General features: G+C 38.2%; 23 protein-coding genes. 5 read left to right on the plus strand and 18 right to left on the minus strand.

All coding sequences use genetic code 11. The features are described from left to right. Nucleotides 1-3 precede the first annotated feature (3 nt). The 3 genes from AC4BHA_RS03285 to AC4BHA_RS03295 all read right to left on the minus strand — a co-directional run bounded on the left by AC4BHA_RS03285 (nt 4) and on the right by AC4BHA_RS03295 (nt 3,811). The gene (locus AC4BHA_RS03285) at nt 4-1,503 is read right to left on the minus strand and encodes an aminotransferase class V-fold PLP-dependent enzyme (RefSeq protein ID WP_490558140.1); all 1,500 of its coding nucleotides are present in this window, start codon (nt 1,501-1,503) and stop codon (nt 4-6) included. Between the two features lie 130 nt (nt 1,504-1,633). Beyond that, nucleotides 1,634-3,331: a methyl-accepting chemotaxis protein gene (locus tag AC4BHA_RS03290; RefSeq protein WP_490558141.1), complete on the minus strand. Its 1,698-nt coding sequence runs from the start codon at nt 3,329-3,331 to the stop codon at nt 1,634-1,636. A gap of 237 nt (nt 3,332-3,568) precedes the next feature. Further along, nucleotides 3,569-3,811 carry a YqkE family protein gene (locus AC4BHA_RS03295; RefSeq protein ID WP_306821548.1) on the minus strand — a complete coding sequence of 81 codons (243 nt, stop codon included), beginning with the start codon at nt 3,809-3,811 and terminating at the stop codon, nt 3,569-3,571. 182 nt (nt 3,812-3,993) lie between these two features. Between AC4BHA_RS03295 and AC4BHA_RS03300 the strand changes: the two genes are divergently transcribed. Further along, nucleotides 3,994-4,629 (plus strand): class I SAM-dependent DNA methyltransferase, encoded by a 636-nt coding sequence (locus AC4BHA_RS03300; RefSeq protein ID WP_139891998.1) that lies wholly within the window; start codon nt 3,994-3,996, stop codon nt 4,627-4,629. A 131-nt stretch (nt 4,630-4,760) separates the two neighbouring features. Beyond that, a complete protein-coding gene (locus AC4BHA_RS03305) occupies nt 4,761-5,684 on the plus strand; it encodes an alpha/beta hydrolase (RefSeq protein ID WP_490558142.1) in 924 nt (307 codons plus the stop codon). A 111-nt stretch (nt 5,685-5,795) separates the two neighbouring features. Here the strand turns inward: AC4BHA_RS03305 and AC4BHA_RS03310 are convergent, their stop codons facing one another. Beyond that, nucleotides 5,796-6,077, minus strand: a complete 282-nt coding sequence (locus AC4BHA_RS03310; RefSeq protein ID WP_139063862.1) for a DUF3784 domain-containing protein — start codon at nt 6,075-6,077, stop codon at nt 5,796-5,798. Nucleotides 6,078-6,297: 220 nt separating this feature from the next. On the opposite strand from AC4BHA_RS03310, the gene AC4BHA_RS03315 reads away from it, so the two are divergent. Then, nucleotides 6,298-6,627: a hypothetical protein gene (locus AC4BHA_RS03315; RefSeq protein ID WP_490558143.1), complete on the plus strand. Its 330-nt coding sequence runs from the start codon at nt 6,298-6,300 to the stop codon at nt 6,625-6,627. A 148-nt stretch (nt 6,628-6,775) separates the two neighbouring features. On the opposite strand, the gene AC4BHA_RS03320 is transcribed toward AC4BHA_RS03315, so the two are convergent. The 3 genes from AC4BHA_RS03320 to AC4BHA_RS03330 all read right to left on the minus strand — a co-directional run bounded on the left by AC4BHA_RS03320 (nt 6,776) and on the right by AC4BHA_RS03330 (nt 8,859). Continuing rightward, entirely contained in the window at nt 6,776-7,579 is an 804-nt protein-coding gene (locus tag AC4BHA_RS03320; protein ID WP_490558144.1) for a hypothetical protein, read from the minus strand. 243 nt (nt 7,580-7,822) lie between these two features. Continuing rightward, nucleotides 7,823-8,347 (minus strand): DUF2199 domain-containing protein, encoded by a 525-nt coding sequence (locus AC4BHA_RS03325; RefSeq protein WP_066107705.1) that lies wholly within the window; start codon nt 8,345-8,347, stop codon nt 7,823-7,825. A 236-nt stretch (nt 8,348-8,583) separates the two neighbouring features. Further along, nucleotides 8,584-8,859, minus strand: a complete 276-nt coding sequence (locus AC4BHA_RS03330) for a YesK family protein (RefSeq protein ID WP_490558145.1) — start codon at nt 8,857-8,859, stop codon at nt 8,584-8,586. A gap of 289 nt (nt 8,860-9,148) precedes the next feature. Here AC4BHA_RS03330 and AC4BHA_RS03335 point away from each other — a divergent pair, with 289 nt between their 5' ends. After that, nucleotides 9,149-10,798, plus strand: a complete 1,650-nt coding sequence (locus AC4BHA_RS03335; RefSeq protein WP_490558146.1) for a DUF2339 domain-containing protein — start codon at nt 9,149-9,151, stop codon at nt 10,796-10,798. Nucleotides 10,799-10,881: 83 nt separating this feature from the next. On the opposite strand, the gene AC4BHA_RS03340 is transcribed toward AC4BHA_RS03335, so the two are convergent. From AC4BHA_RS03340 to AC4BHA_RS03355, 4 genes are all read right to left on the minus strand, one after another. After that, complete coding sequence (locus tag AC4BHA_RS03340; RefSeq protein WP_066107713.1) at nt 10,882-11,202, minus strand: iron-sulfur cluster biosynthesis family protein; 321 nt, start codon at nt 11,200-11,202, stop codon at nt 10,882-10,884. A gap of 143 nt (nt 11,203-11,345) precedes the next feature. Continuing rightward, nucleotides 11,346-11,558: a hypothetical protein gene (locus tag AC4BHA_RS03345; protein ID WP_066107718.1), complete on the minus strand. Its 213-nt coding sequence runs from the start codon at nt 11,556-11,558 to the stop codon at nt 11,346-11,348. Nucleotides 11,559-11,799: 241 nt separating this feature from the next. Next, nucleotides 11,800-12,138: a YolD-like family protein gene (locus AC4BHA_RS03350; protein ID WP_066107721.1), complete on the minus strand. Its 339-nt coding sequence runs from the start codon at nt 12,136-12,138 to the stop codon at nt 11,800-11,802. Nucleotides 12,139-12,166: 28 nt separating this feature from the next. Continuing rightward, complete coding sequence (locus tag AC4BHA_RS03355; RefSeq protein WP_490551295.1) at nt 12,167-13,426, minus strand: Y-family DNA polymerase; 1,260 nt, start codon at nt 13,424-13,426, stop codon at nt 12,167-12,169. Between the two features lie 724 nt (nt 13,427-14,150). Here AC4BHA_RS03355 and AC4BHA_RS03360 point away from each other — a divergent pair. After that, nucleotides 14,151-14,489 (plus strand): heme oxygenase, encoded by a 339-nt coding sequence (locus AC4BHA_RS03360; RefSeq protein WP_148629933.1) that lies wholly within the window; start codon nt 14,151-14,153, stop codon nt 14,487-14,489. Between the two features lie 79 nt (nt 14,490-14,568). On the opposite strand, the gene AC4BHA_RS03365 is transcribed toward AC4BHA_RS03360, so the two are convergent. The 7 genes from AC4BHA_RS03365 to AC4BHA_RS03395 are packed head-to-tail and all read right to left on the minus strand — an operon-like array spanning nt 14,569 to nt 21,111. Next, nucleotides 14,569-15,414 carry an aspartate/glutamate racemase family protein gene (locus AC4BHA_RS03365; protein ID WP_148629935.1) on the minus strand — a complete coding sequence of 282 codons (846 nt, stop codon included), beginning with the start codon at nt 15,412-15,414 and terminating at the stop codon, nt 14,569-14,571. After that, the gene (locus AC4BHA_RS03370; protein WP_139891679.1) at nt 15,411-16,787 is read right to left on the minus strand and encodes an FAD-dependent oxidoreductase; all 1,377 of its coding nucleotides are present in this window, start codon (nt 16,785-16,787) and stop codon (nt 15,411-15,413) included. The genes AC4BHA_RS03365 and AC4BHA_RS03370 overlap by 4 nt, the downstream gene beginning before the upstream one ends. A 4-nt stretch (nt 16,788-16,791) precedes the next feature. Further along, on the minus strand, nt 16,792-17,235 hold the full coding sequence (locus AC4BHA_RS03375; protein WP_139891677.1) for a GlcG/HbpS family heme-binding protein: 444 nt from the start codon (nt 17,233-17,235) through the stop codon (nt 16,792-16,794). A gap of 20 nt (nt 17,236-17,255) precedes the next feature. Next, nucleotides 17,256-17,990, minus strand: coding sequence for an SDR family NAD(P)-dependent oxidoreductase (locus AC4BHA_RS03380; protein WP_139891675.1), 735 nt, complete (start codon nt 17,988-17,990; stop codon nt 17,256-17,258). Between the two features lie 15 nt (nt 17,991-18,005). Further along, nucleotides 18,006-19,421 carry an FAD-binding protein gene (locus AC4BHA_RS03385; protein WP_148629937.1) on the minus strand — a complete coding sequence of 472 codons (1,416 nt, stop codon included), beginning with the start codon at nt 19,419-19,421 and terminating at the stop codon, nt 18,006-18,008. Continuing rightward, nucleotides 19,418-20,311 (minus strand): isocitrate lyase/PEP mutase family protein, encoded by an 894-nt coding sequence (locus tag AC4BHA_RS03390; protein ID WP_225983586.1) that lies wholly within the window; start codon nt 20,309-20,311, stop codon nt 19,418-19,420. The genes AC4BHA_RS03385 and AC4BHA_RS03390 overlap by 4 nt, the downstream gene beginning before the upstream one ends. A 14-nt stretch (nt 20,312-20,325) precedes the next feature. After that, a complete protein-coding gene (locus AC4BHA_RS03395) occupies nt 20,326-21,111 on the minus strand; it encodes an FAD synthetase family protein (protein ID WP_139891671.1) in 786 nt (261 codons plus the stop codon). Nucleotides 21,112-21,121 lie beyond the last annotated feature (10 nt).

The raw sequence follows: 21,121 nt of genomic DNA on the forward strand, positions 1-21,121 counted from the left end.
ATCCTATACATAGAATAACCAGTCGAAATCTTCCCGTTGGTAATCACAATAAAAATAATCATTCGTTTTTGAATCATACACATAATCCTGCTGGCACTCTTCGAAATGGTCAACAATCCATTTCATGGCTGAAATAAATTGGTAGGCTTCCGCATTCGTCATGGTTGGATGAATGGAAAATCGAATCCATCCAGGTTTAACCTCTAAATTGCCCTGATCAACCAATTCCATGATTTGTTGGGAACTCTCCTTGGAGATTCCCAATAAATAATGCCCATACGTTCCCGCACAGGAACATCCGCCCCGTACCTGAATTCCAAACCGGTCATTTAATAGTTTAACAATCAGATTATAGTGTACCCCCGGAATCATAAATGAAATAATACCCAATCGTTCTTCTTTCTCTGGTTCGAGAACCTTAATTTCAGGTATGGATAACAATCCCGGAAGAAGGATGGAAAGCAATTCTTTCTCTCTTGCCAACATATTGTCTACCCCCATTTCCTCCTTTAGCCTTATACATAATGCTGTTCGAATGCATTGCAGGATTCCTGGTGTTCCACCGTCCTCCCTCGTTTCAATATCCTCATAATAGCTTTTGTTTCCCCACGGATCCGTCCAATTGACAGTGCCGCCGCCAGGATGATCAGGTATGTGGTTGTGATACAAATTTTTATTAAAAATTAAAACACCACTCGTACCGGGTCCGCCCAGGAATTTATGCGGAGAAAAACAAATCGCATCCAGCTGTTCTGCAGGATTCTCGGGATGCATATTGATATTTACATATGGAGCGCATGCAGCAAAGTCTATCACACAGATACCACCGTGCTTATGCATCACGCTTGCCAGTTCATGATATGGAGTAATGAGTCCGGTTACATTGGAGCATGCGGTAAAAGCACCGATTTTCAACGGTCTGTTTGAATAGGATTGTAACTGCCGTTCTAATTGCTCCGGACTGACATTCCCTTTTTGATCAGGTTCCACGATAACTACATCGGAAATCGTCTCAAGCCAGGAGGTATGGTTGGAATGATGTTCCCGATGGGTAATAAATACAACCGGTCTTTCCTCAGGCTTTAGTTCAAGCCTCGATTCCCATTTTTCTGGTATGCGCAAGCCAAGTATACGTTGAAATTTGTTAATGACCGACGTCATTCCAAAGCCATCAAGGAGAATCGCATCATCCGGATCAGCGTTTACATGCTCTTTTATGATTTTCTTTGCATGATGATACGCATTCGTCATGAATGAGCCGGTTTGGTTTGATTCCGTATGGGTATTTGCCATAAACGGTCCAAATTCCTTCGTGATTTTATCCTCTATCGGTTTATATAATCTTCCGCTTGCTGTCCAGTCCGCATATATAATCGGCTTTTCTCCGTATGGGGTTGAAAACGTTTTGTCATTTCCTATAATGTATTTGCGAAAATCATGGAAATATTGCTCCAGCTCTCCAAACCATTCTCGCTGATGATTTCCAATTCTTGCCCTCAGCAATCCTGTTCACCTTCTATCTGCATAAGTCAGTAACAGTATATGAATAAAAAGCCTATTGGTTATTGCCTTGGAGAAAATAGTACTTTCTTACAAAAAAGCCCTATCACTTTTCAGTGATGAGGGCCTTCCATTATTCTTCCATTGATTTCTCAGTTTTAAATTTCCCTGTCAGAGCAATAAGTTCATTTGTAATTTGAGCAAGTCCATTAGCATATTCTGCTGTCTCTTTTACCATCGCATTCTGTTCCTCTGCGGATGCAGAAACTTCTTCAGCAGAAGCCGCTGATTCCTGAATGGTTGTGGATGTCTCTTCAATCATGCCCTCAACTCTTTTAACATCTTCATTAATCATTTGAAAGGACTCAGTTAATTTCTCTAAATGATTCTTTGTATACCCAACCTTTTCATTTATGATTGTCAGTGTACTGCTGCCTTCCATCACTGTTTCAACCTGAGTACGGAACTGATTTAAATTATTTTCCATAACGTTCATCGTGTTAAATGTGTCTTTTTGAATTTTATTAATTAAATCCTTGATCTCTTCAGTAGCTTTATTTGTCTGTTCGGCCAGCTTACGTACTTCATCTGCCACTACTGCAAAGCCTCTCCCTTGCTCCCCCGCTCTTGCGGCTTCAATAGCTGCATTCAGAGCCAATAGGTTCGTTTGGGCCGAAATATCTGTAATAAACCGAATTATATTTTCAATTTCATTTGCTCGTTCGCCTAAATGCTTCACTTGTTCGTTGGCATGAGCAATATCGTCACCAAGTGCTACTAATACCTGCAGTCCTTCGAGAATCATCACTTGTCCATCCCTTGCTATAAGTGATGATTCCTCTGCATTGCCCAATGTTTCTTTTGTAAAATAAGTCCCTGTTTCAACCTGTTTTGTAATATTCACCATTGTCTCAAAGATATGGTTAGCTTTATGTGATTGAGTATCAATTCCAGATGCGATATACGAAACAGTGGTGGCAATTTGATCAGCAGCCACACCGGTTTGCTGAGTACCCTCTGCCATCTTAACGGTATTGGCATGGATTTTATCAGATGATTCCTTGATGGCACCTATTAAGTACACAAGCTCTGTACGCATTTGTTCCATTCCACTCGCAAGTGTGCCGATTTCATCCTTTGTTTCTGCAACAATTGGTTCTGTTAAATTTCCCTTGGCAATCAACATGACTTGTTTAGATAACTTCTCTATTCCCCGAGTAACCGGACGTGTCACTCTATAAACCATGGTGTAGCCGATCGCTAGGTTCATAACAAAAACCGTTAACGCAGTCGTTAAGGCCTTTCTCGTCTGCTCTGTCAATTGATTTATATCCTTATGAATTCCATCAACAGCCTGTTTCTGTAAGTCACCAAGCTGCTGTTCCATAGTTTGTTCAAATTGAGTAAAGATCACCTTAGGCTCATTACCAGCTTCTATCCCCTTTTCTGTGAAACTCTCAGCCATTAGCTGCCCGGATTGATAAAACTCGGTAAAGGAATCTGCTAATGAATCCAATTTTCCGGATGATACACCCAGTTTTTTTAAATCCTCGGCATGATTCTTAAATTCTTCTGCATACGTATCAGCCAACGAATAAGTATCAATCGTGTCCGAGCCTTTCGTAGCACTGATTCCTTTGAATACCTGCTGCACCTGAATAACATTGACTTTCATTTGATCTGTTAGTAGTACAATCTCTAAGGAACTCTTATTTATTTCCTGAATGCGCTTTTCATTCGAATACAGATTGTAAGCGAGAACAGCAGCTACTATTAAACTTAAACCAGTAACGCTGATAAAAGTGATAACAATTTTTCGCCTGATATTCATCTCTAAAATTCCTCCAAAAATTCCCGATATATCTTCCCGTTATCTATATCGGCCAGTTCTGCGTAATATGTAACCATTTTGTGGAGAAACCTATAATTTTTTGCAGAAATAATGGTAAATAGTGGTTAGAACTATTTACTTATACAAATAAAAAGACCACCCTGCTTTGCAGTGCCTCGAAAAGGTAGTGTTCAACTTCCTTTTAAGAGTGCATTACATTTAGGGTGGTCCCTTCCTTTATCCCTTAAACTGCTTCCAGTTCAGATTGCTCTCATTTAATAGCTCTTCAAAGCTTTTATTTTTCTCGCGGCGTTTTCGTTCCTCACGCTTTTGTTTTTCCATTTGCTGTATTCGACGTTGCTCTTCTTCCTTTAATTCACCTTTTTTATTCTGCAATTGGCTCAAAATATCTTGATTTAGCAGATCTCCCAAGCTAATTGAGCCATCATCGTTTTTCTTGGATGGTTTATGTTTCATCATCGGATATTAGCTCCTTTTTTCTTTCTATTATAATGGGTCAGTCAAATTAAGTCAGGTATGGTTTTAATACTTTTTAATAGCCTCTATTTCCTTTTTTCCTATTTAAGGCAAAAATTGTAACTTTATACCATATTATTCATATAAATATGATATGATTTATTAGGAACTAAAGGAGGGGTATGATGGGCAGAGAATTTGACCAGCTATTTGATGAATGGGCTGCTAATTATGATGAAACGGTATCCGGTTCTGATGACCAATATACCGATGTTTTTTTACATTATGAACAAATCCTAGAAACAGTTGCATCCCATGCGGAAGGCTCTGTAATCGAATTCGGAGTCGGAACAGGGAATTTGACTGCACGGCTACTGGAAAAAGGAAACCAAGTTCTCGGAATTGAGCCTTCCACAGAAATGAGAAAAAAGGCAAAGAAAAAGCTCGGATCCTTATCAATTGTAGACGGTGATTTCTTTCACTTTCCGGTTGAAAATGGAGTCGACACATTTGTAAGCACCTATGCCTTTCACCATTTAACCGATGAGGAAAAAGAGAAAGCTTTTGCTCTATACTCCAATCTTCTAACACCAGGCGGAAAAATCGTTTTTGCGGATACGATGTTTTTAACGAAAGAGGATCAGCAGGCGGTCATTGATAACGCTGAGCGCAACAATTTCGATCGATTAGCAGAGGATTTACGAACTGAATATTACACGACGATCCCTTACTTGAAATCAATCCTGGAAAAGCATCAATTTCATGTAACATTTGAGCAGCTAAATACATTTGTCTGGCTCATGCATGCCACTAAACAATAATTAAACACTAGCATCTATCCCTATAGCAATATAGGGTTTTTCGTTTGTGAATCTGCCTATTATTTCAATGTTTGTTTTCTCTGCAGAATGGTAAACTAAAGGATGATAATGTGTTTTTCGGAGGGTTTCATTTGAAAAAGAAAAGATGGTATTTTATCTTCGGTGTCATGATTGCATACATAATCGGAATTGGCGTATTCTTCTCTAACATGCTGATGTATATGAAACGAAAAGATGTTGAGGTCGTTCGGAAACGTGAAATCGAGGCAGGCCGTTTTGACACTGCTTCCTTTCAAAAACTGCCTCAGGAGGAGAAATGGATTCAATCCAAACATGGATACCGGATTCATGCTATATTTGCAGAACCACATAAGGAATCAAAAAAATGGATGATCATTGCGCACGGAATCACTGAAAATAAATGGAATTCGATTCGCTATGTCAATTTATTTGAAAAAAAAGGATTTAACACCGTCATTTATGATCATCGCCGCCATGGTGATTCGGAAGGAAAAACAAGCAGCTACGGATATTATGAAAAAGATGATCTTGCCGCTATTGTTGATGAATTAAAGGCTCAAAAGGGTCATGATATTTTGCTTGGTATCCACGGTGAATCAATGGGTGCGGTCACCCTGTTACTATATGCCGGCACCGTTGAGGATGGAGCTGATTTTTACATAGCGGATTGTCCATTCTCCGAATTCTCCGAGCAAATAGCTTACCGCCTAAAAAAAGACTTTCGTCTTCCAAAATGGATGGTTCTTCCCTTCGGGGATTGGTGGCTTAAACGGAGAGATGGCTATTCATTTAGAGAGGTTTCTCCTTTAAAGGCAGTAGAGAATATTAAAAGCCCTGTTCTTTTTATCCATAGTTTAGAGGATGCGTATATTCCCTCAACCATGAGCGAGGAATTATATGAACACAAAAAAGGACCGAAACAGCTATACCTAGCCGAAAAAGGCCAACATGCCCAATCCTATAATACGAATCCTGAAGCTTATGAAAAAGTAATCGATTCTTTTCTTAAAGCACATGTGCCCCCTTTCTTCTAGGGTGGCACTTTTTTAATGGCTGTTTTCGTAAGGATTATTTTTGCTATTGTTCATTTAACTCGTTATTCAACTAAACCCCATTCGTATTATAAGGTTGACCAAGGATATGTTCTATTTTATTTTGACATTGATAACAACAATACCAATCAAAAGCCATAAAATATATAATGCAAATACGTAATAGAAAAAACTGTCCGGAACTAAAGGAAAAAAAACAGATATAATGCCCAGGCCAATAAATAATATGCCCGCATACTTTGAAAGTTTCTTTTTATCTTTAACCTGACCTTCCACATATCCTGCTAAAATATGAACTTTCCCCTTTCCCCAAATGATATAAGCAAGCAAAAAATGAAACCCTGCAGTGATAAGACCAACAAAAAGCTCCATCATTTCTCCTCCTTTTATACGGCATTTGTATTATATATCTTATAATAATTATTTCTTTCGCTAACCTGCTCTGTTTGTAGAATAAAGAATTCAACAAACTAGAGCATTAATCCTCCTCGAATCAGCGCACCGGTTTGTTCATGTTAATCTTTTTACAAACGTATGATATTATAAAGATAAACAGACAAACAACTCAGAATAATCAGATATAGGAGCTTTAATTATGAAGGTAGACGAATTAGAGAAAATAGTTCTTGCAAAATTAAACAAAGGTTTGTTGGACGGTATAGTAGGAAATGATTTTGTAACAGGAGATTATGCCAAAGTAACTTACCGTAAAATCATAAAGGATGGGATACCACAAATTCTCCGCTTTGGAGCAGATAGTAAATTTTTTGATAACAAGGAAAATGTACGAGTTCCGGGAAAACAGTCTGTACAATTACTTGAAACAGTAACAGAAAAATTATCCTTTTTACAGAAATACGGTTGGTTGATTGATGACCCGGACGTTAAAACATACAGTGCTTTATTCAAACCAAAAAAGAAATAAGATCACCCTTTCAATGAGATATAGATGTAATTCGGATATATCAATGAATAGGAGGATTATATATGACGAGAAAAATTGATTTAAGGATACATCTCGCCTTACATATAATAAAAACCGCCTATACATTAGGCGGTTTAATGCTTTATCATCAATTATTTTTCCCTAATTCCTCAAATATTCCAATCTTAATCTTCACTTTTCCATTATCATTTTCATACACATCTAACACAAACATTTTATACTCGCCGTAATTCTCATCAAAGAAATCTCTTGCGCTTTTTGGCATATAACAAATTTCTTCATAGTCTATTTCTAACGTGTCTTTGTCCTTTTCAAAATCATAGCCCGTATTTACTTCATTACCTACGTTATAAATCTCTGTAATAGCAAATTCTCCCCTATGAGTGACAGTGAAAGTTTTAAGGGGTTTCCTGTCCTTGTAATAGTCCCATTCTGTTCTATCAGCTTTATTACAATATTTGCATTTTCTGTAGCCCATTTTTTCTGCTTCATCTGTTGTTATTGCTTTCCATCCTTTAAAATTTTCTTGATATTCAGCAGGCCAGTTTTTAAAACAATTAACGTGTGTATGATACGTTTTCCCGCCGTCAGATAACAAGCAAATATGGGTGTCATTAAGTGTTAAGTTAAGGTTATATTCCTTAGTTGTTCCATCTGAAAATGTAACAGTAACAGTTTCCTTTTCCGGCTTTTCGATCGGACTTGATTGTTCAACAGATTCATTAGGTTCAACGGGCACTTGCTCTTGTTTTAAGATTTCAGCGTCTTGTGCAGTCTCATTTTTTGGCGGCATAACGGTCTGTATAGTTTCTTGTTTTATTGGTTCAGCCTCACGCGTCGTTTGTTGATTTCGATTTACTGGGCTTTCTTTTTGACGCTTAAAATATAGATACGCCGCCAAGCCCAAAATCAAAAGTAAAATACCAAGCATTTATCACATCTCCTTAAATATAATTACCATTTTGGTAAATACTAGCTCTGAAAATTTGTCCATGTCGAAAAAAGCAATTCTATTATTTAGAATCTCCTTTGATATCCTATCTTATGAGTTCTTTTATTACGCCCTATTTGTTTGATACTTCGTTGATCTTTACCAATCCAATTATAAGCCCATTATAAAAAGGCATTGACCTTCTTGAATCAATGCCTCCGTCAGCTGAATTAGAATGAGGTATTATTGTTCCTCTTCATTACATAATTCTTCAGCAACCTGCTTTATACGTTCCATTGTTACACCTTTTCTTTGTTCAATAGCTAAGGGATGGTTAGTTGGTTCCATCTCTATGTAAGGGGGGATTCCAAGTGGTCGAGTGTGTACATTTATTTTTAAATTTACTGTATTGGGGTAACAAGAAATATCAGTTGATAACCAACCAAACATCGGTTCTAGTTTATCTTCTCTTCCTTCCACAGCCCAATATTCAATTGTTTTATTAAAATTTGTTTCACTCAATGAAACCCAGACATCCCAAATAAACGGTCCATCTCCGTCTTTCACAGGAATTTCTATACATCCACGTATAAAGAAATGTTCATCGTTCACTATGCACAAATCTTCATTCATTTCAATCCGTTCTTCTTGTTCTTCTAACGGTATATCGTAGCAATAGTCAGGAACAGGGCTACTATAGCTCATAGGGAGCTCATCGTGGAACTTTCCACAGCAGCCACATAAATAACCTTCATTATATTTACTCATTTAAATATCCCCCATAAAATCGTTTTCGATTAACTTTATCTCCCCGGATTAAAACCTTAATTGGTTTTTATATACATTTATTATTGTAATTTTATCATAGTCCCTTTAGAGCTCACCTGCCCCTACTTCCATTAGAAATTCAACACAAAAAGGCATTAATTCTTCTTAAATCAACGCCCTGTTTGTTTAAATACATTTATTCTCAACGTCTAACAATTTATTGATAAAACTGTTAATCATTGTTTACAAGAATGCATCCTTTTTTTGCCTATAGAAGACATAGCAAAGATAAACGGTGTGAAAAATAAAAGAGTAATTGCAAGTATTCCATATGCAGCACCTTCAAAACCCCTTACTTGAAAGCTGATGATGAAAATCACAACAGAAGTTAGTAAGGATAAAAAAGGGGGCAATTTTGTATAAGCGCTTTGATATTTCTTAAGAAAATAAGTTATAACAATAAAGATAATGCCAATAATTACACCTAAACCAACCGGGACAAAGACTAACATAACAAACCTCCTATAAAATTCCATTTTAAAGATGATTAACACTAACACAATAATCTGAATATTTAAAGTTGTTTTTTCCATACTCTTAGACCTATTTAGTGAAAAAGGGAAAATTTAAATAAACATATTAGGATTCGAAACGTAAATAACATAAAGATTGAATTATTAATACCCACCTCCTTTTAGCATATGTTTACAGAAAAAATACTGGTATAATAAGGGAAATGAGATACTGAAAATTCTGAGTTTAGAGGTGTGTAAATGATTAAACAGAGAAGAGGCGGAATGGTTGGACGATAAAATTTATGATTTATCCAAACGAATAAGATATATGGAAGAAGAGTTAGTGGAGTTAAAAAAAGAGTTAAGAACCATACATAATGAAGTTAATCTTAATGTGGAAAACAAAAGTGAAAAAGTTGAGATAAAAAGAAATATCAAAAAACCTGAAATAAAACCAGAAAAAGAATTAATCAGCTTTGAATCTATGATCTCAACTTGGTTACCTAGAATATTTATATTCGTTTTTATTTTAGGAGTTATTTGGGCTTTTATGGCAGCATCTGAAAACGGATGGATAAATCCCGTGGTTCGTGTAATAGTTGGTTTCTTATTAGCTGGATTCTTATATATCATTGGAGAAAAGCAATATAAAAAGGCAAAGAATACGTTAGGAATAGTATTGTTAGGCGGAAGTATAATTGTTTATCTTATATCTGTCTTCTCCGGTAATGTTTTGTACCACATTATCCCATTCTATGTGACTGTATGTTTATTAGCGCTCGGAATATATATAGGAGTTTATCTATCGAGAAAATACAAATCTCAATCCTTGCTTACCATTATAGGAGTAGGTGCTTATTTTTACCCTTTCCTATTTGCAGGAGACAAAGGGAATGAATATGTATTTTATATATACGAAACTGCTGTATTTATAGGATTAATACTAGAATCTCTTAGAGGGCAATATAAAATCACTTGGAATGTGGCAAACTATGCATTTATGTTCACTGTATTATTTTTTGGATTAGTAGGCAGTGGGGAAATTTCAACCTTAACGTTCCTCACAATCGCTATTCAGCATTTCTTTATTATTTATTTAACATTTAAAACAAACAACATATTTGTTAAAAATATGTATATTCCAGCTATCACGATCGGTTCATTATTCATGCTCTTAATCGGCGTTGATGTGTTTGATCATACAGCAAGCTACCAATACACGTTCTATTCAATAATGGCCATCGTATACTCTTTGCTTAGTTACGTGAAAAATAAAAGTCACACTGAACTAAAAAACATTTTCTTTGTTATTTCGATGTTCTACATATTTATACTGCTAAACGATATAGTGATTGATCCATCATCAAAATTAATCCTCTTTACCATGCAAGCCGTACTAGTTTACTATTTTGCTCAAATAAGGAAGAGTATATTAGGGACAATAGCTAGCATAATACTGCTCTTATCCGTATTGGTACAATTATTCGACAAGCCGGGATACATGCTATCACTAGAAACTGTTGTTGTATGGATGATCATAATCAGCTTCTTCTTTGTTCTCTATATAAAAGAAACAATAACAAAAATCATCGACAGAAATATAATGAAATCTACTTTACCCTATATAATAGAAGTATTACTGATCATATTTATAAGCAAAATGGCATACTATTTCACAGATGATTCTTCTTTAATGATTAAGAATATCGGTTTGTCATTATCTTGGATCATTATCGTTGGAGTAACATACGGGTTATTTAGTTACTTTAAAGAAAAAGTTTGGAAAAACATCGGCTTAATATTCCTGTTTATTACGCTATTAAAAGTTACTTTCTACGACCTATCAGGTATAGATGTAGTTTGGAAAGCAATATTATTCATCATACTTGGCGTAATTGGGCTGCTTATTTCTAAGGTGTTTTATACAAAAAAATGAGTGGGATTTCCCTTTGCTTTCGTTTAAAAAAAGGTTCAGTCAAAATTTCTGACTGAACCTTTTGAATTTTCTCCTTATAGAGCCTATTGAAAGATGACATTCATCATTGGATTTAAATACTGATTAGGGCTTTTCAGCTGATAGCTATTTGTACTGCTGGAATAATCAATAATAAGCTTTTCATCTAAAAAGATTTCATGATATTTATTTAACCATACAGGATAGGCATTGGTTTCCCATTTTACTTCTTGAGAAGTAGTTTCTTTAACAAAATATAAATTGGTTACACCGCTTACTACGCAGCCACAGCCTTCTGTTTCATACTTCAAACAAAATACGCCTTCTTGATCTGTCAGCTTGTCTTTTACCTTTTCTAATGCTGCGTCTGTCCATGTAATTTCCACTGTTGTCCACCATGCTTTCTCTCTATTTATCTCATAGGTTCCCGATTTCACTTAACCCGCAAACCTGTTAATAATTAAATCTGAAATAAAAAAAGCAGCATTCAATGAACACTGCCTCTATGTCTTAAAAATGAACGTTCAGCTTAATGAACTGCTCTCGTATGTTTTTGTATCAAACTTTGTAAAGCCGCCACTGCTTCATCGCCAGTATACGTACCTTTATAACTGAAACCATTCTCTGAGCAATATTTTTGCCCTAATGCTACAGCATCTTCTTTAGTCATTTCTTTTTTTAACTCTCCTATAACTAATCCATAAGGTGCTTGATAAATCGTGCTATATTTTTCTTTTTCCATTTTTCTTTACCCCTTTTGTTTTGATATCCCATGGCAAAGTTATCAGAACTGAAATCGATGTTAAAAATTCATTATCTGTATATTTCTTACTTCTAGGTCTATATACATAGTAAACTTTTTGTGGAATTTTGTCTAATATTTGCGTTTTCATGTCCTCAAAATTGGGTAGTAAAGTTTATTTAGAACAAAAAAGAAGAGCCATAACCAACATATGCATAAGCTTATAGCAAATTGCAGGCCATCAATTTTTCAATTGTACGTCCATAATTTCCTGATAAAATACAAAACAAACATCTCCGTCCTCATCAACGATATGAAGCTTTTGAGCCTGTTCATTGCAATAATGAATATGTCCTTCCACCGTACCGTACCGGCGACTGGCTGTACGGTAATAGCGGATCATCACAGGCTTCCCATATTCCAAAGCCTCCATAATTATCGTATTCATCGCTTCCACTTGCTGTTCATCAAGCTCATTCCTTGTTTCATAGCTGTCCTCATGTGCCCATGCTCTAAGCATTGTTACGTGTTCAGGAAGCATCATTGATGTCCATTTTATTTTTCCGCGATCTCGAATCATTCCCTGCAGCCTCCATTTCACTTGTCTGTTATGCTCTATGTCCTCCAACCAACGTACTTCGATGCTTGGCCGTTCCTGCCTCTGTATACGACACGGCACGTAAAATCGCATTCGATCCAAATTTTTTACGCATTCGATCCATCACAAAGCCAAGTTCGCGTTTGCGCCAGCTATCCTGGTCAAATAGACTGATTTGCATCTCTCGATCGGGGATAACATTCGAAAGTGTAATAGAAATTTTCCTAACTGTTTTGCCTGTATAAAACCGTTCAAACAAGGTTAAACACATTTCATAAATATCCATCGTAATATTGGTCGGCGTTTCTCTTGTCATAGAGCGATGAAATCCGCCTCCAAATTCATCCTGGCTATAATAAATTCCCAAGCTGACGGTTCTGCCCGCCATCCCGCTTGCACGTGTTCTTCTTGCTACTTCCTCACTCATTTCCAGAATGACATGCTTGATTTCCTCAGGCTTTTTATAATCACGCAGTAATACCTGGCCTTTTCCAAAGCTGATTTGTCCTTCCATAATCGGAGCACCGATATCCGATAAATCAACACCCCAGGCATGGTGGTACAATTGATTGCCCATTATCCCAAACTTCTTTTCAAGCGTCTCCAGATCATAACGCGCCAATTGACCGATTGAAAAAATCCCCATTCCATTCAGTTTCTTTTCCATCGGCTTTCCGATTCCCCACATTTCGCTCAAGGGGGATAAGGGCCATAATTTTTCTGGTACATCCTCATAGGTCCATTGGGCAATTCCTTTTTTCTTGGCTTCTAAATCAAGACACAGCTTAGCAAGCAGCATATTCGGACCGATCCCAATCGCGCATGGAAGCTGGAATTCCCGATCGATTTCATCTTGGATTTTTTCAGCAATTTCTACGATATCTCCCCATAGACGAGTCGTCCCATCCACCTTTAAGAAGCTTTCATCCACACTGTACGTATGAATTGCGCTTTTAGGTACATATCGATTGAATAAACGGCTGATTTCAGTAGAGATACGCAAATACGTAGCCATATTAGGATTAACCTTTATAATGCGCGGATCATCCGGAATCTCAAACAATCTTGAGCCCGTCTTGATGCCAAACTCTTTCTTCATTTTGGGCGATGAAGCCAGCACCACACTGCCGCTCCGTTCCGTGTCACTCACCACAGCCAAATAACATTCAAGCGGATCCAGTCCCATCATCACCGCTGAACAGCTGGCAAAAAAACTTTTCATATCCACGCACATAACATAATGATGCGGTAAAGTACTGTAATCAATCATGTAAAAACCTTCTTTTAAATAGAATGTATGTTCGTCTTTATTATATTCTTAATGATAAGCGAATATACGTTCGTGTTCAATGGAAAATTATTTACAATTTATGTATAAGTCCATGCAAGCGTGCAAATACTTTAAGACAACGGACATAGTTCACCATAAAAATTTACGAAAACGTTTTAAAAACAGTCGCTTCATCTACTATTATTTTCACTTTTCTCCTTTTCAATTCGCTCATAAATAAGTAAATTAGAGCAATTATGTTGAGTTTCGTTCAATTATTACGAAAATCGCTCAATTCCACTCCATTTCCGCTCGATTATATGGAATTCCGCTCAATTAATATCAATTTCCGCTCAATTCCTGCGAAAATCGGCTGGATTACTAGACTAATCTAGCTTATACAGTCATTTAGTCACTCAAATTTTGACTCGTAAGTCTCGAAAACTCTTAATTTAAGATCTTTTTGCAAAAAATAATAGAAAAATTGATTACTAATCTATTTGAAGGGTTATATAGAAGGATGAACGAACTATGTTGGTTATTTCATCATGCAATGCTTTTCAATCATATAGAAAAAATATGATAGAGCCATGATTAGCAAATCCTAAAGCATAATGAATTCAAAATCTTCGAAAAAGATATATAATAGCAGTGTAAGAGTGATTTTCAAAGAAGTAATCTGATATATTTTCCAGAAAAATAAAAATAAAAGGAGAATGATCACATGATTGTTGTTCAAAACAAAATTAAAACCAAACCAGGTTTCGCAGAAAAAATGGCAGGCCGTTTCACTTCCGGTAACGAATTAGATAAATTTAAAGGATTTGTTAAAGTAGAGGTTTTACTTACAGAGGGCCTGACAGAATATGATGAGATGAGCGTCAATATGTACTGGGAGGATGAAGAAAGCTTCCTTGCCTGGAAAAACAGCGACTCCTTCAAAAAAGCGCACAAACGTCCGGAAGGCAAACCGGATGAAGCTAAACAGGACTCTCCTATGTTAGGAAGCCAACAAACTACATTTAGAGTAGCGTCTGTAAAAGAAGCAGCTCCAACAAAATAATGTACGCAAAAGGTCTTTCCAAAAACTTAGGAAAGACCTTTTATGCTATATTCTATCAATATAATCATGCTCAATTGTATTAATTAGCAGCAAACTCACGCACGGATAATCCAAAATCCATTTCCTTGGTTATAGCTTGCAACTGATAATAGTCACGCAGTTTTTCAACAATCTCTTCGGGTGGTTTTGCATGATAATACCCTTTTCGCGTAGTCGTCATACCACTAATTTTCTGCAAATCGACAAGTGATTCACACATTTTAATGGCCGAGCCGAATGAATCGATAATCGGGACATCTTCAATATGATGAATACCGTGGGTTGCTAAAAATATATTCATCGGACCTTCTCCAGGAATAATGACATCTGCCCCTTCGGCAATAGCTGTTTTTGCGGCAGCTTTAAATTTCTCCAAAATCGGCTCAGGATTTTTAAATCCTTCCAAAATATCATAAAATCCAATATCCGCCTGAATAATCGGGCCCAATTTTTGTTCAAGACCATATTGCTTCGCATTAAAACGTAACTGATCTGCCAGTGGAGCTAAAAAATTCACGATGCCTATTCTTGTTCCAAGCATTGAGGCAATATGCATGGATGCCTGGCCGTAGCCAATAACCGGGATGTCCACTAATGAACGAGCCTCAATCAAGCCGACATCCGGTATGGTAGCTATAAAAACAGCATCATACCCTGCCCTTTCAGCAATCAATGTGTTTCGAATAAATTGCTCTTTATGCAGGCTTTGCAGATAGTTGTAGGTAATATAGTGCCCCGGGTATTGAGCAGGATAAGTCTCCTTTGTCATTCCATGTAAGACGACATCAACATCTGGTCGAGCAATTTTGGATACATGCTGTATGACCGCATCACGATATTCAGGTATGTCTTCAATGGAAGTTAAGCTTTGATGCCAAATTTTCATCGCGCTACCTCCTCTTCCTTTATTCGAAGGGCTTGTTCAGCAGCAATACGTCCAAAAATAGCTGCCTTTCCGAGCGAGCTCCCTGTCATATAACCCGCTCCATGGAAGCCACCCACCATTTCTCCGGCTGCATATAATCCTTTAATTGGGTCGCCGAACGGATTTAAAACTTCTGCATCCTCGTTTACACGAACTCCTGCATATGTAGCGAGCATAGCAGTCACTGTTTCCATTGCGTAAAAAGGACCGGTTTGAATCGGGGGTGGCTTACCAAATGTATGGGTCAATGTGTTACGACCGAATGGGTCATCACTGGTAATAAGATGCCTATTATATGAGTCAATCGTTTGGTGAAGAGATTGACTTGGGAGACCTGTTTTTTCGGCCAATTCCTCAAGTGTCTCAGCCTGGATAATTAAGCCTTCATTAAACAATAATTGAAAATCATATAGCGCATCATGTTCGACACCCTGATCCATAACCGTTTGATCCCAAACTTGAAATGTATGTTGATTAGGCTGCTGCAATGCAGCATCACCCAATAATTTGTAGGAAATCGACTCATTAACAAATCGTTTCCCCTGTTCATTCACAATGATGCCGCCTTTATAAAAGGCATGAGCCTGCCGTTTCTTTTGATTAGTAGAACTCGGATGAAAGCCGTATGTTCCTTTTAAGTATGGAAAATCCTCTAACCAGGCACCTACGGAAGCTGCTAATTTAATGCCATCTCCATGGTTCCCTTCTCCACCTAACCTGATTGTGTGTTCAAGCTGTGGTGCAAAGGCTCCTAATAAATCTTCACTTTGTGAGAATCCACCTGCGGTTAAAGCGACCCCTTTAGATGTATAGCATTCCTTTTGCTCGCCATTTTGTTGATAAAGTACACCCACTACTTTTTGTTGCTCAGTTAGCAAACGTACGACAGGACTATTAACATGCAGTGAAACACCATTATTCAAAGCATGGTTTTTCAGTGTTTGAATGGCCTGATCAGGAATGATCGTATGCCCCCGAGGGCTTGAATGGCCACTTACGGCCTGACAATTTTGAAATATTACTCCATGTGAAACTAACCAGTTATAAGTGGAAAGCTGATGTTTCCCATATGCCTGAACCAGATTTTTATCATTTTTAAATTGACCGACAACATACAAATCATTCATCAAACTCTCGGTAGTATCACTTATGCCAAGCTTACTTTGAAGTTCTGTTTCAGCAAACGCCATAAAACAACCGCTAAGCAATGAACTGCCACCGATGTCTGCCTGCTTTTCGAAAATGACAACATTGGCACCTCGCTCTGATGCCTCAACAGCTGCACAAAGACCTGCCATGCCAGCACCAACAATAATCAAATCAAACTGATTCAAAAAGCTACACTTCCTTTACTGCCTCGACTACACTTAATCCTGCCTCACAAAGCTGCATATCATGCGTATAGTGACCGCCGCTGACGCCTATTCCGCCTACACACTCACCATTAACGTGAATTGGATAACCGCCGCCAAAAACGACCAGGCGATTGGTATGTACTAAACCTGTCATTAAAGGTGGATCATCTTTTAAGCGATCATACCACTCATGGGTTGCACGATTGTATGCTGCAGCTGAAAATGCCTTGTTTTGAGAAATCTCCAATGCCAATACAGGTGCTCCATCCATTGCTGAAAATGCTTTTAAATTACCTGCTTTATCAACAATAGAAATCGCAAATTTCATTCCCAGTTCTCTTCCCTTTTCCTCTGCTTTTTCAAGCATAGCTTTGGCTAGTTCCAATGTAATCGTTTGTTGCGTGTAAGCATAAGTAAATTCTTTCATGATCCTATCCCCTTTATTATTTATTTTGCTATACCGACAGGCGTTCCGGCACCAAAAGCCTCAACCGAAGTAGCGGTAATAGCTTTGCTTTTTGGCAGTGCTAAATCAGCTATAACATGAGCAATATCAATCGGCTGCAGCCAGCCTGTTTTATCAATGTTAGTCCCCAATGCATCCGTCATTTGTGAGTCTACCGGACCGGGGCAAACTGCATTAACGCGTATGCCAAAAGGTTTCAATTCTTCTCCCAATGCCTTTGAAAAACCAATAACTGCATGCTTAGAGGAAATATATGCACTGCGATTGGGACCGCCTTTTGTTCCCCAAATGGAAGAAATATTTATAATAATCCCTTCCTGGCGATTTTTCATCGAGTCCACAACCTCACGGCAGAAATAATATGGTCCGTGTACATTAACATCAAACATGTTCATCCATTCTGCGGTTGTCGTTTCTGTAAATGGCTTTAGCAGCATGGCACCTGCATTGTTAATTAATATATCAATCGGTCCCAATTGCTTGTTAACCTCATATACGGCTTTTTTTACTTCCTCTTGATTGGCTACATCACAAGATACAGCTATCGCTTTTACTGAATAGGTTGTACGAATAAAATCAGCAACTTTTTCACACTCTTCCTGATCCAGTGCACAGATGGCGATATCCGCGCCACGAGAAGCCAATAAAGCGACGGTTTCTTTACCAATTCCACGGCTTGCACCTGTGACAAGAGCCACTTTTCCCTTTAATTCCACCCAATCATCTCCTTTTTACCGGGTTGTTTGGAAACTGGAAATATACGAGACCGCATGTTTACCAGCCCGTCGACCAAATACCAGACATCGAAGCACAGATGTACCACCCGGATATTTCCCGTAGTATACGCCTGAAGTTTCACCAACTGCATATAAACCCGGAATAGCAATATCATCTCCCGTTAACACCCTTCCATCTGTATCAGTAGCTAATCCGCCATTTGTAAACACATTGCAGCAATGAACTGGGTAAGCAATATAGGGACCTTCGTTGATAGGAATGGACCAATTGGATTTATTTAAAGTCAATCCATTGGTTGCTAATCCATCTAACCGGTTATAGATAAATTCACCTTCCGGACAAGCGCTATTAAATTCCTCCACCGTTTTTACGAGATTCTCTGAATTTACATTTAGTTTTTCGGCCAATTGTTCAATAGAATCAGCGACAACTGCTGGTATATCTGTCTGAAGTGCTTCTTCATAGTTTGGAATCGAATACATTTTTTGATCTGTAATCATATAGGCAATATGATTTTCACAGGTATAGAAGATTTTACGGGCCACTTCTTCATATTGTTCATCAATGGTGGTTACACCCTCATCCGTAAAACGCTCTCCATTTTGATTTACTAAAATAGCATACGGAAACAACATGACTCCGGCTTCCTCACGTTTACTGCGTGGATCAACCGTTTCAGCGTGGAAGGAATCAAATTGGCCATTCCCCGCTGCCCCAATATTTAAAGCCATTCGAATAGCTTCACCTTTATTAAAGAGCCCTCCTTCTGATACGGGAGGTATTTTATGAGCGTCATGGCCTATATACCGGGCCATCATTTCTTTATTTCCCTGAAATCCACCAGCAGCCAAAACAACAGCATTTGTTTTCAAATGCATACTGCTTCCATCTGCAGAACGTACGAAGATTCCGTTAATAGCTCCTTCATCATTTAGGGACAAATTCCAGGCTGCTGCTTCATAAATAATTTCTACTCCCAAAGCACGGGCACGCTGACTTAGGGTATCGATGATGGCACGCCCACCCCCAACAGGCAGTAAACGCGGACGTGAAGCTGTCAAAAACATGGTTGGCAGAAAATCAAAATCCACCCCTTTTGATTCAACCCAACGCAGTGTCGGTCCTGCTTCGCTTTGTAAGGTCTCTGCATATTCGCGGCCCATCGCTTGATCCGAAAAATTCAACATGTCTTCAACGAAGTTTGGAGCAGGTGTATCAATGTTTTCCATGCGCATATAAGCTGCTGTCCACCGTGTATTCCCGCCTCGTTTTTCAAATGGCGCACGTTCGAGAATAGCAATTGACATATTTTCTCCTGATTCTTTAGCCTTTTCAGCAGCCGCCAAAGCCGTGGCTGTTCCGGCTGCACCACAACCAACAATAATTAAATCGTAATCTACTTCAGTCATCTGGAATCACCACTTTTTAAAGATTCAGAATATTTTACTTCCAATTCATTTATTTCATGTAATTTAAATAACTCCTGTCTTGTTTTCCATGAGCATATATAGTCATGAATATTTTCTTGTGATTGGTCCTGCTGCAACACTCGCAGTGCATCCATTGCCCCTTTAATGGCACCTCGTAACACTGTATTGGCACAAAGCACAATTTTATATCCCATTGCCTGGGCTTCTTCTTTTGAAATAAGAGGTGTTTTACCGCCTTCCACCAAGTTTAATATTAAAGGAATATCCGGCACTAACTTTGGAATGGATGCTATCTGATCGATGGCAGTTGGTGCCTCAACAAATATGGCATGTGCACCAGCTTCCTTATACGCATTCGCTCGGTCAACCGCTTCTTCAATCCCATGGACCGCCAGTGCATCTGTACGCGCGATAATCGCAAAGTCTTCATCGGCCCGAGCATCAAGGGCTGCTTTTATTTTTCCTATCATCTCCTCTTTAGAGATCACTTCTTTTCCATTAAAATGACCACATTTTTTGGGCATCACCTGATCCTCGATCTGAATGGCTGCCGCACCGGCACGCTCCAATATTCTGACCGTTCTTTGCATGTTAATGGCATTGCCAAACCCCGTATCTGCATCCACTACAAGAGGAACAGTTGTTACATCAGCCATCCAGGCAACTACCTGTGCAATTTCTGTTAACGTGGTTAAACCAACATCGGCCCAACCTAGCTGGGCATTTGATATTCCTGCACCTGTCGCATATATAGCTCCAAATCCAGCTTCTTCGACTAATCGGGCAGTCATCGCATCATAAGCACCTGGCAAAATAAATGTTTCAGAACCATTTAATAAATGTTGAAACTGTTTTGTTTTTGATATCATATCAGTTCAATCCCTTAACTAATTACTTGTTCATGCTGGGTTACTCGCTGATGAAAAATGATTGTACAATCTTGATTGGAGAATTCTCGATTAAAAAGTATAGTGTGGCAATCCTGTACATAAATTGTTTGCGAAACCATTCTTCCTTCAAAAATAATGCTTACATAATACAGACCTTTTTCAGGAAGTGTATAGTACGGCGCAACGCCTTCTTTAAAGGAGTATTTGACTTGATAAGGCTTGCCCAGTAACTTTGTGACGGTGTCGATCTGACCATTTTGAAGAAGTTCCCGGATGTTGGTTGAACTCACCTTTGAGCCATACATCTCAAACTTTTCAACAACTTCAACACCAATCTTAAACTGACTGTGCGGGGCAATCGTATGAATGGTGCCAGCTCCCCTTTTACCATAGGTGTAATCAAAGCCAGCCACAGCATGTTTCACTTGCATCTTCACTAAATATTCTTGTACAAATGTTTCTGGTGAAAGAGCAGCAAAGTCCTTCGTGAACTCAGTAATATAAAAAATATCTACACCCAACTCTTTTAGCCGCTCTGCCTTTTGTTCCATTGGCATTAAATAATCAACTTCCTGGTTTGAAAACACCGTTTTGGGGTGTGGAAAGAAACTCATTACGGCAAGAGAACAATCTTTCTCATTTGCTATTTCTTTAGCACGCATAATTACTTTTTGATGACCTCTATGAACTCCATCAAAAAATCCTAAAGCCATGACATTCTGCTGACTATTCTCCTGCACTATGGATAGATTTTTCTCGTTGACAATAATCGTTTTCATATTCCTCCCC

This window comes from Pradoshia sp. Z3_51 (assembly GCF_058215915.1).

Coding starts and splice junctions, on each gene's coding strand:
- AC4BHA_RS03290 (WP_490558141.1), bottom strand. CDS start 3,331: ATGAATATCAGGCGAAAAATTGTTATCACTTTTATCAGCGTTACTGGT.
- AC4BHA_RS03295 (WP_306821548.1), bottom strand. CDS start 3,811: ATGATGAAACATAAACCATCCAAGAAAAACGATGATGGCTCAATTAGC.
- AC4BHA_RS03300 (WP_139891998.1), top strand. CDS start 3,994: ATGGGCAGAGAATTTGACCAGCTATTTGATGAATGGGCTGCTAATTAT.
- AC4BHA_RS03310 (WP_139063862.1), bottom strand. CDS start 6,077: ATGATGGAGCTTTTTGTTGGTCTTATCACTGCAGGGTTTCATTTTTTG.
- AC4BHA_RS03315 (WP_490558143.1), top strand. CDS start 6,298: ATGAAGGTAGACGAATTAGAGAAAATAGTTCTTGCAAAATTAAACAAA.
- AC4BHA_RS03320 (WP_490558144.1), bottom strand. CDS start 7,579: ATGCTTGGTATTTTACTTTTGATTTTGGGCTTGGCGGCGTATCTATAT.
- AC4BHA_RS03325 (WP_066107705.1), bottom strand. CDS start 8,347: ATGAGTAAATATAATGAAGGTTATTTATGTGGCTGCTGTGGAAAGTTC.
- AC4BHA_RS03330 (WP_490558145.1), bottom strand. CDS start 8,859: ATGTTAGTCTTTGTCCCGGTTGGTTTAGGTGTAATTATTGGCATTATC.
- AC4BHA_RS03345 (WP_066107718.1), bottom strand. CDS start 11,558: ATGGAAAAAGAAAAATATAGCACGATTTATCAAGCACCTTATGGATTA.
- AC4BHA_RS03350 (WP_066107721.1), bottom strand. CDS start 12,138: ATGATTCGAGATCGCGGAAAAATAAAATGGACATCAATGATGCTTCCT.
- AC4BHA_RS03355 (WP_490551295.1), bottom strand. CDS start 13,426: ATGATTGATTACAGTACTTTACCGCATCATTATGTTATGTGCGTGGAT.
- AC4BHA_RS03360 (WP_148629933.1), top strand. CDS start 14,151: ATGATTGTTGTTCAAAACAAAATTAAAACCAAACCAGGTTTCGCAGAA.
- AC4BHA_RS03365 (WP_148629935.1), bottom strand. CDS start 15,414: ATGAAAATTTGGCATCAAAGCTTAACTTCCATTGAAGACATACCTGAA.
- AC4BHA_RS03375 (WP_139891677.1), bottom strand. CDS start 17,235: ATGAAAGAATTTACTTATGCTTACACGCAACAAACGATTACATTGGAA.
- AC4BHA_RS03385 (WP_148629937.1), bottom strand. CDS start 19,421: ATGACTGAAGTAGATTACGATTTAATTATTGTTGGTTGTGGTGCAGCC.
- AC4BHA_RS03390 (WP_225983586.1), bottom strand. CDS start 20,311: ATGATATCAAAAACAAAACAGTTTCAACATTTATTAAATGGTTCTGAA.
- AC4BHA_RS03395 (WP_139891671.1), bottom strand. CDS start 21,111: ATGAAAACGATTATTGTCAACGAGAAAAATCTATCCATAGTGCAGGAG.